Below are 10,057 nucleotides of genomic sequence, written 5' to 3'. Positions count from 1 at the left end.
TTTAAATTCTTCTCTAGAAATAGACTCAACAGTATCAACAGGTTTTAGGATAAAGCTCATTTATTTATTAGTTTAAATATGTATGCTTAAAAATACCTAATTATTTTTAAGCATCAAAATTTACAATTAAATAACAAAAATACAACATGCTACATTCCAGTTCTAATGGCTTCCACAGGATCTAGTTTAGATGCGCTAATAGCTGGAAGAATTCCTGAAATTATTCCAACAATAATTGACAATCCTGCTCCAATTAAGATATTCCAAAAACTTAAAACAAATTCAAAATCTAATAAATTAGTCAATAAGATTGATAATAGCCAAACTATTGCTAGGCCAATTATACCTCCAATAACACAAAGAATAATAGCTTCGAATAAAAACTGGAACAATATAAATCTGTTTTTTGCCCCCAAAGATTTTTGAATGCCTATTAAATTCGTTCGCTCTTTTACGGAAACAAACATGATATTAGCAACTCCAAAACCTCCAACGAGAAAGGAAAAAAAGCTTATGAAAATACCACCTAAGCGTAAAGAACTTATTATACCATTGATAAGATCGAGAAATCCACCAAAAACATTAATGAAAAAATCATCAATTTCCCCGGCTTTCAGTCCTCTAAAATTTCTCAGTTTTTGTGTTATCTCACTTTTATACTCTTCCATATCCACTCCTTTTTCGGGCTTGAATATGATTACATTCGTTAAATTTGGATTATTGTCGCCATACAATCTGCGGACAAAATTGACAGGAATAATGGCTGCAGTGTCATTACTGTCACCAAACGAAGAACCTTCCTTTTTTAAAACACCTATAACGGTAAAGCGTTGGCCATACAATCTTACGTTTTTCCCTAGTGGTTCTGAGTCCTCAAAAAGCGATTTTGCAATATCGTTACCGATTACAATTACAGGAGTTCCGGAGTTGGATTCAGATTCGTTATAAAATCTTCCCTTTTCAAATTCCAGTCCCTGAATATCTATAAATTCATAGGAAACGGGGACGATATTTACATCACTCACTGTTTTGGATTCGTATTTTATGGTTTCTCTTTTTGTAAATATTTGGTATCCTAATTGTTGAGTATGGGTCATTGCGTTTTTTAGGTAAACATACTCAGTGTATTTTACATTGGGAAATTGCTCTCTTTTCCATTGCGGTATATCCGAAGGACCAAAGGAAAATTTCAATAAATAAATAGTGTTTTTATCCAGGCTGCTTAGTTCTTTTGAAATTTTTCTGTCCAAAGAGTCTACCGCTGCAAGTACCGCTATTATGGAGAATATACCAATAGTAACCCCCAATAAAGAAAGTAATGTTCTCAATTTGTTGCTGCGTAAAGCATTCATGGCAAAACCAAAACTCTCTTTTAATAATCGTAGGTAAACTAGCATGTTTTTTGAATTAGTATTACTGTAAAATTCTATCTTTTTGTTTCAAAAACCTAAAAAAAATACATTTAACAATTGGTATGTTATTTTAAGACATTGTTACATATTTTTTATTGAATTATATTATCAAAAAAAACTATTTTTGCACTTTATAATCATAACTACTCGATGAACACAACAAAAACAATCCAATCAGCATTAATTTCGGTCTTTTCAAAAGAAGGTCTTGAACCAATTGTAAGAAAATTGCATGAGCAAAATGTAATTTTTTATTCTACAGGAGGAACCGAGGAATTCATTAAAAATTTAGGAATCCCAGTTATCCCTGTTGAAGATGTTACTTCTTATCCTTCTATTTTAGGGGGAAGAGTAAAAACATTACATCCTAAGGTTTTTGGTGGAATCTTAAACCGTCAAGATAATGAAAGTGATGTACAGCAAATGCAGGAATACAACATTCCGCAACTTGATTTGGTAATTGTTGATTTATATCCTTTTGAAAAAACAGTTGCTTCAGGAGCAAGTGAAGAAGATATTATCGAAAAAATAGATATTGGTGGTATTTCATTGATTCGTGCTGCAGCAAAAAACTTTAAAGATACCGTAATCGTTCCTTCTATGGATCAATATGGTCTGTTTTTGGACATGATTACTACTCAAAATGGGGGTACAACATTGGCAGACAGAAAATTATTGGCTACCAAAGCTTTTCATGTCTCTTCTCATTACGATGGAGCTATTTTTAATTATTTCAACACTGACGAAACAATTTATAAGGCAAGTATAGAAAACGGACAAGTATTGAGATATGGAGAAAATCCACACCAAAAAGGATTTTTCTTCGGAGATTTTGACGCTATGTTTACCAAAGTTCATGGTAAGGAATTATCATATAATAATTTATTGGATGTTGACGCTGCAGTAAACTTAATTCATGAATTTAAGACTGACGGACCAACATTCGCAATTTTAAAACATAACAATGCTTGTGGATTAGCTACAAGAGAGACTATTTCTGAAGCATACAATGTGGCATTAGCTTGTGATCCTACTTCTGCTTTTGGAGGTGTGTTGATTGCTAATACGACAATAGATGTGGCTACCGCCAATGAAATCAATAAATTATTCTGTGAAGTTGTAATCGCTCCATCTTATGATGCAGAAGCAATTGCTATTTTACAAGAAAAGAAAAATAGAATTATATTAATTCAAAATGATGTTGAATTGCCTCAAAAACAGGTGAGAACGTGTTTGAATGGATTGTTAATTCAAGAAAGAAATAACATCACTGATACTAAAGCAGACTTAAAAACCGTTACAACAACATCACCTACGGAGCAAGAAATTGAAGATTTGATTTTTGCTTCTAAAGTGTGTAAGAATACTAAATCAAATACGATTGTTTTCGCTAAAAACGGTACTTTAATCTCTTCGGGAACTGGACAAACATCAAGAGTAGATGCTTTATTACAAGCTATTGAAAAAGCAAAAGTTTTCGGATTTAGTTTAGAAGGCGCTTCTATGGCAAGTGATGCTTTTTTTCCATTCCCAGATTGCGTTGAAATAGCAAAGAAAGCTGGAATAACAGCCGTAATTCAACCAGGAGGATCAATTAAAGACGAATTGAGTATTAATTATTGCAATGAAAATAATCTTGCGATGGTATTTACAGGAACACGTCATTTTAAACATTAATTTGTTTAACTTTGTGCGTAATTTATTTATAACTTTTTAACCCCTAAAAGGCATATGGGATTTTTTGATTTCATGACCGAGGATATTGCGATAGACCTTGGTACAGCAAACACTTTAATCATTCACAATGACAAAGTCGTAATTGACAGTCCGTCTATTGTTGCGCGTGATAGAATATCAGGCAAAATTATTGCAGTTGGTAAGGAAGCCAATATGATGCAAGGTAAGACGCATGAAAACATTAAAACAATCAGGCCTTTAAAAGATGGTGTAATTGCTGATTTTGATGCATCTGAAAAAATGATTAGTATGTTTATCAAGAGCATACCAGCATTGAAAAAAAGAATGTTTACACCCGCCTTAAGAATGGTTGTTTGTATTCCTTCAGGGATTACCGAAGTGGAGATGAGAGCGGTAAAAGAATCTTGTGAAAGAGTAAACGGTAAAGAAGTATACTTAATACATGAGCCTATGGCTGCAGCTATTGGTATCGGAATTGATATTATGCAACCAAAAGGGAACATGATTGTTGATATAGGTGGTGGAACAACTGAAATTGCGGTAATTGCATTAGGTGGAATCGTATGTGATAAATCTGTTAAAATTGCCGGAGATGTTTTTACCAATGATATTGTTTATTACATGCGTACACAACACAACTTATTTGTTGGGGAAAGTACTGCTGAAAAAATAAAGATTCAAATTGGTGCAGCTATTGAAGATTTGGAAACTCCTCCAGAAGATATGTCAGTTCAAGGTAGAGATTTATTAACCGGAAAGCCAAAACAGGTTGAGGTGTCTTATAGAGAAATTGCAAAAGCATTGGACAAATCAATTCAACGAATTGAAGATGCAGTAATGGAAACATTATCGCAAACTCCTCCAGAATTAGCAGCCGATATTTATAATACAGGTATCTATCTTGCAGGTGGTGGATCTATGTTGAGAGGACTTGATAAAAGAATCTCACAAAAAACTGATTTACCAGTTTATATTGCCGAAGATCCATTGAGAGCAGTAGTAAGAGGAACAGGAATGGCTCTTAAGAATATTACAAAGTTTAAAAACATTTTGATTAAGTAATACCCTTTTTTACTGAAGTTACTTTATATCTAACATTCAATATACCGTTAAGAAATGCAGCAAATATTTTCATTTATTATAAAAAACAGTAATAGATTACTGTTTTTGCTGCTTTTGGGTATTTCGTTATCCCTTACCATACAATCTCATTCTTTTCATAGGAGTAAAGTCATCAGTTCAGCCAATTTTTTGAGTGGTGGTGTTTATGAAAGAATTAATTCTGTGGAAGAATATCTTCACTTAAAAGAACAAAATGATGAACTTGCAAGAGAAAATGCCAACTTGAAAAGTTTGTTGTTTAAAACTCAAGATTCTGCGAAGATTCCTAATTTAGACAGCCTAAAAGGAGTTCTTCCTAAAGATATCATTGTTTCAAAAGTGATTCATAATTCATATAATGTGTATGAGAATTTTTTAACTTTGAATTCTGGTGCCAAATCTGGTGTTAAGCCTGATATGGGAGTTATTAATAGTCTGGGAATTGTAGGTATTACCGATAATGTATCTGCAAATTATTCTACAGTAATCAGTATTTTGAATGTTAAATCTCAAATTAATGCCAAAATCAAGAATTCAGATCATTTTGGGACCTTGAATTGGGATGGAAAAAATGCAGGTTTTGTACAATTGATTGACGTACCAAGATTAGCCAGTATTCGAAAAGGGGACACTATCGTTACCGGTGGACAATCTGTAATATTTCCTGAAAACATTGGAATTGGTACAATTGATAAAATATTCATCCCTGGTGACAAAACTCATTATTACACTATCAGAGTAAAACTATTTAATGATATGACCAATTTGGGTCATGTTTATATTATAAAATCTGAAAATAGCGAAGAAATTAAAAATTTAGAAAATCAAAGAAAAAAAGATGAATAGCACGTTGTTAGTGAATATTTTTCGTTTTGTGCTCTTATTAGCTTTACAAATTCTAGTTTTTAATAATATGAATTTCGGAGGTTATGTAAGTGCATTCCCTTATATACTTTTCATCATTCTTTACCCTGTAAACGGGAACAAGGCCAATCTGCTTATCGCTAGTTTTTTTCTAGGTTTAATTATGGATTTATTCTGTAATTCAGGTGGTGTCCATGCTACAGCATGCGTTCTTTTGGCTTATTTAAGACCTTACTTTTTTAAATTTTCATTTGGACTCAGTTATGAATATCAAACGATCAAACTAAATGATGTTTTGACACCAGAACGATTTACGTTTATTTTATTGGCAGTTATTACACATCATATTGCCTTATTCTTATTGGAATCTTTTCAAATTACTTTTTTCTTAGACGTTCTACTTAGAACTTTTTTAAGCACACTGTTTACTATTTTAACCTGTATTATTCTTATTTACCTAATAAAGCCAAATAAAAGATGAGAAAAGTCTTGTTGCCAGCTTTAATTATTATTGGTGCATCTTTGTTACTCATACGTGTTTTTTACTTGCAAATTATAGACGATTCTTTTAAACTAAAATCAGAAAATAATGCAATTAAAATCAAATATGATTATCCAGAGAGAGGTTATATTTATGATAGAAATGGAGTGTTATTAGTTGCCAATCAGCCTTCTTACGATATCATGGTAATTCCTAGAGAGTTGCATAATACAGATACTCTGGAGTTTTGTAAATTATTGAATATTACAAAGGATGATTTTATCAAAAGAATAGAAAAAGCAAAAGTATACAGCCCAAGATTACCATCTGTATTTTTGGCTCAATTGAATAAAAATGAGTTTGCTGCTTTTCAAGAAAAAATCAGAAAGTTTGAAGGATTCTATTTTCAAAAACGTGCTTTACGCGATTATGAAGTTAATTTTGGGGCCAATATTTTTGGATTTATAACGCAGGTCAATGATAAACTAATTGAAAAAAATCATTATTATAAAAGTGGTGATTTGATTGGTAAACAAGGTGTTGAGGAAAGTTATGAAAAAATCCTTAGAGGTGTTAAAGGGGTTAAATATTTTCAAAAAGACAAATTCAACCGAGAAATAGGTTCCTATAAAGAAGGGAAATACGATACTATTGCTGTTCAAGGAGAGGATATAAACCTAACTATTGATGCAGAAATTCAAAAGTATGGTGAGCAGTTGATGGTGAACAAACGAGGAGGAATTGTAGCTATTGAACCTAAAACGGGCGAGATTTTAGCGCTTGTAACTGCACCATCCTATGATCCTGGAATTTTGGTCGGAAGACAACGTTCCAAAAATTACACAAAATTATATCATGATTCTATAGCAAAACCGCTTTATGATAGGGGATTAATGGCTGAGTATCCGCCAGGTTCCCCTTTTAAAATTATGACAGGTCTTGTTGGATTACAAGAGGGAGTAATAGACGAAGAAACCACTTTTGTTTGTAATCATGGTTTTTATTATGCCCCAGGCAGATTTCAAAGATGCCATTGTGGTGGTGGTGTACAAAATCTTCATGTTGGTATTTATAAATCCTGTAATGCTTATTTTTCGAATGTGTATTTGAGAACTATTGGGAAATATAAAAAGACTCCTTATGCTGTGGATGTATGGAGTAATCATGTTAAGAGTTTCGGATTAGGTCAATTTATGGGTTATGATTTACCAATAGGTAGAAAAGGAAAGATCCCTACTTCCAAAACTTATAAAAGAATGTACCCTGGTTGGGGCTATAGTGGGAAAACTATTATTTCTAATGCTATTGGGCAAGGGGAAGTATTGATGACTCCAATTCAATTGGCCAATATGATGTCGGCTGTGGCTAATGAAGGCTATTATTATACTCCTCATATTATTAAAAAGATAAAAGGAGAGAAAATCGACCCCAAGTTCACCACGCGACATGTTACAACTATTGACAGAAAATATTTTCCTCCCATGATTAGTGGATTGTTTGATGTTTATAACAGAGGTACTGCTTATGGTTTACGAGTAGAAGGTATTGATATATGTGGGAAAACTGGTACTGCTGAAAATTATGCTAAAATTGATGGAGTGAGGACTAAAATGCAAGATCACTCTATTTTTGTTGCTTTTGCACCAAAGGATAACCCAAAAATTGCTATAGCAGTTTTGGTTGAAAATGGAGGCTTTGGAGCTACAATCGCCGGACCAATCGCTAGCTTAATGATTGAAAAATATTTGAGAAAAAAAATCACGAGAACAGATTTGGAAACTCGAGTATTAAATATCAGTTTACAAAGTCGTTACGCAAAACTTGGTGGCCTTTCAGAAGAAGTAAAAAAACAACTGCGTATTCAAGATTCTATTACAAACAGTAAGATAAAAGCAGCCCAAATATTAGATTCTTTAAAAACCAAAAAACAATAATTCATATCAAATGAAAAATCAAAGTTTATCAAGCAATATTGATTGGATATGTATCATTATCTACATTTTACTTGTGTTTTTAGGTTGGTTGAATATTTATTCTTCTTCATTGTCTTCTACTGAAGGGACTTATGAAAAACAAGCTATATTTATTGCTTTATCTGTTCCTTTGATTTTTATTCTATTGTATATTGATGGCAAATTTTATGAAAAATATGCCAGTATCATATTCGTAATTTCTTTGCTGTCGCTGGTGGGTTTGTTCGCGTTTGGTAAAACTATTGCAGGACAGCGTTGTTGGTATGCAATTGGGAGTTTTACATTGCAGCCCTCAGAGTTTGCAAAAGCGGCTACTTCATTGGCATTGGCCAAATATCTAAGCGACACACAAATAAACTTAAAAGACGTTAATAGACAAGTACAGGCATTGGCTATAGTCTTTTTGCCTGTAATGCTCATCTTACCACAGCCCGATCCAGGAAGTGCTATGATCTACAGTATTTTTATTATTGTTTTGTTTAGAGAAGGATTACCGTCTTGGTATGTATGGACCGGTTTTATAACCATTGTGCTTTTTATGTTAACGCTGGTTTTAGAGCCACAGTACGTTATTTTGATGGCTTTATTGGTTATTGTTCTTGTACATTACAAATCGAGAATAGGAGACCGAAATGTTGTATTGAGTGCTATGCTTTTTGCACTTATATCTGGTTTTGTTTTATCGGTAAACTATGTTTTTACTAATGTTTTTAAGCAACACCATCGCGATCGTTTTAATATATTGTTAGGAAAAGAGGTGGATATGAAAGGTATTGGGTATAATACCAATCAATCTGAGATTGCAGTTGGTTCTGGGGGCTGGTTTGGCAAAGGTTTTCTTGAAGGTACTCAAACCAAAGGAGGTTTTGTACCTGAACAACATACCGATTATATTTTCACTACAGTTGGTGAAGAATGGGGATTTGTTGGATCCTTAGTAGTGATTGGCCTTTTTACTGGTTTATTTCTTAGAATAATCTATCTTGCCGAAAGACAGAAAACCAAATTTAGTAGAGTATATGGTTATTGTGTTGCGGGAATATTATTCACACACTTTTTTGTAAATATTGCTATGGTTGTTGGAGTTTTTCCAACGATTGGAGTTCCATTACCTTTCTTTTCTTATGGGGGATCAGGTTTGTGGGGATTCACCATTTTACTGTTCATTTTTATTAAAATGGATGCCAATAAAGTAAATGAGTGGTAAATCATTCTAATTAAATCTCCTTTTTTAGCTAAAATCTTATTTCTTTATCTTTTATAGGTTTATCTATTAAACCTTTATGGGAAAACTGTGTCCTATATCTTTTTATCAGGAGATAAAGGCTTTCTGTCTTTAACTTTTACCCATTTGTATATTCAATTTTCGAAGCAGAAATGTTAATTATACTTTTGAAAGTGATTCCAATATGGAAACGCTTGGTGCAGTTATCTTTTATTCGGTGCCAGTATAAAAGGGAGTTCAATTATTAATTAGGAGCAGAAAGATTAGGTTTTTTTGCCAATATCGTCCCGTTTTCCGTTGCAATCTTTTTTGTCTAGTCTCGTCCAAAAAGGCGAGACTAGACAAAAAAGGATTTTCACTTCAACCGGGGCTAAGAGTTAGCATTTTGCCTTTTTGTCATTATCTAAAAAATAAAAATTATGATGGTTTTTATACGCTTCATAATTCAAATAATAATATATGAAAAAATTAGTTCTCACTTTCGCATTGGCAATAACAGCAATCCAAATGCAAGCCCAAGAATTTCAGGGGATGGCAGTTTATGAATCTAAGACCAGTACGGCGGATTTTAAAAATCGAATGCCAGGAAATAGGGATATTACTCCGGAAATGCAAAAGAACATGGAAGAACGAATGAAAAAAATGTTCGAGAAAACATTTATACTCAATTTCGACAAATCAGGCTCTATTTATAAGGAAGAAGAAAAGCTGGAAGCGCCAGGACAAGAAGGAGGCGGTGGAGGAATGCGTATGATGAGTTCGATGATGGGCGGAGGAGGAACTTTTTATAAAAATGTAAAGAGTAAATACTATACCGTTGATAAAGAATTTATGGGAAAAGAATTTTTGATCAAAGATTCACTTCCCGATTTGAAATGGAAAATGGAGACGGAGACTAAAATCATTGGAGGATATAATTGTTTTAAAGCAACTGCAGTTCGACCAGTTAGTAAAACCGATTTTAGAAACTTTAGGCCTAAAAATGAGGATAAACCAGAGGCAGGAAAACCAGAAGATAAAAACAAAAAAACTTCTTTCATGTCTGATTTGGAGATGCCAAAAGAGATTACGGTAACTGCTTGGTATACCCCTGAAATTCCAGTCAATCAAGGGCCAGAAAGTTATTGGGGTTTACCTGGCTTGATATTGGAAGTCAACGATGGAAAAACTACTATTTTATGCTCTAAAGTAGTGTTGAATGTTAAGGATAAAGCTCAAATTAAAGAAGCTACAAAAGGAAAAGTGGTTTCTCAACAAGAGTACGATGATATCGTGGTTAAAAAGATGGAGGAAATGAGAGAAA

8 protein-coding genes are annotated in these 10,057 nt (G+C 33.1%); 7 read left to right on the top strand and 1 reads right to left on the bottom strand.

Features of this window, described 5'->3' with window-relative positions; all coding sequences use genetic code 11:
* Positions 1–149 precede the first annotated feature (149 nt).
* Entirely contained in the window at positions 150–1,397 is a 1,248-nt protein-coding gene (locus VFS71_RS07780) for an ABC transporter permease (RefSeq protein ID WP_326400361.1), read from the bottom strand.
* Positions 1,398–1,562: 165 nt separating this feature from the next.
* Between VFS71_RS07780 and purH the strand changes: the two genes are divergently transcribed.
* From purH to VFS71_RS07745, 7 genes are all read left to right on the top strand, one after another.
* Complete coding sequence (gene purH, locus VFS71_RS07775; protein ID WP_326400360.1) at positions 1,563–3,089, top strand: bifunctional phosphoribosylaminoimidazolecarboxamide formyltransferase/IMP cyclohydrolase; 1,527 nt, start codon at positions 1,563–1,565, stop codon at positions 3,087–3,089.
* 54 nt (positions 3,090–3,143) lie between these two features.
* On the top strand, positions 3,144–4,172 hold the full coding sequence (locus tag VFS71_RS07770) for a rod shape-determining protein (protein ID WP_100433056.1): 1,029 nt from the start codon (positions 3,144–3,146) through the stop codon (positions 4,170–4,172).
* Between the two features lie 54 nt (positions 4,173–4,226).
* Positions 4,227–5,057 carry a rod shape-determining protein MreC gene (gene mreC, locus VFS71_RS07765; protein ID WP_326400359.1) on the top strand — a complete coding sequence of 277 codons (831 nt, stop codon included), beginning with the start codon at positions 4,227–4,229 and terminating at the stop codon, positions 5,055–5,057.
* Positions 5,050–5,556 carry a rod shape-determining protein MreD gene (locus VFS71_RS07760; RefSeq protein WP_326400358.1) on the top strand — a complete coding sequence of 169 codons (507 nt, stop codon included), beginning with the start codon at positions 5,050–5,052 and terminating at the stop codon, positions 5,554–5,556. Before mreC ends, VFS71_RS07760 begins: the two co-directional genes overlap by 8 nt.
* On the top strand, positions 5,553–7,490 hold the full coding sequence (mrdA, locus tag VFS71_RS07755; protein WP_326400357.1) for a penicillin-binding protein 2: 1,938 nt from the start codon (positions 5,553–5,555) through the stop codon (positions 7,488–7,490). The genes VFS71_RS07760 and mrdA overlap by 4 nt, the downstream gene beginning before the upstream one ends.
* A gap of 10 nt (positions 7,491–7,500) precedes the next feature.
* Entirely contained in the window at positions 7,501–8,736 is a 1,236-nt protein-coding gene (gene rodA, locus VFS71_RS07750) for a rod shape-determining protein RodA (protein WP_326400356.1), read from the top strand.
* 477 nt (positions 8,737–9,213) lie between these two features.
* A partial coding sequence (locus VFS71_RS07745; protein ID WP_326400355.1) for a GLPGLI family protein occupies positions 9,214–10,057 on the top strand: 844 nt, incomplete at its 3' end.

The sequence above is a fragment of the Flavobacterium sp. genome (genome assembly GCF_035760125.1).
Classification (GTDB): Bacteria; Bacteroidota; Bacteroidia; order Flavobacteriales; family Flavobacteriaceae; genus Flavobacterium.
This window is presented reverse-complemented; position numbering and strand designations above follow the sequence as displayed.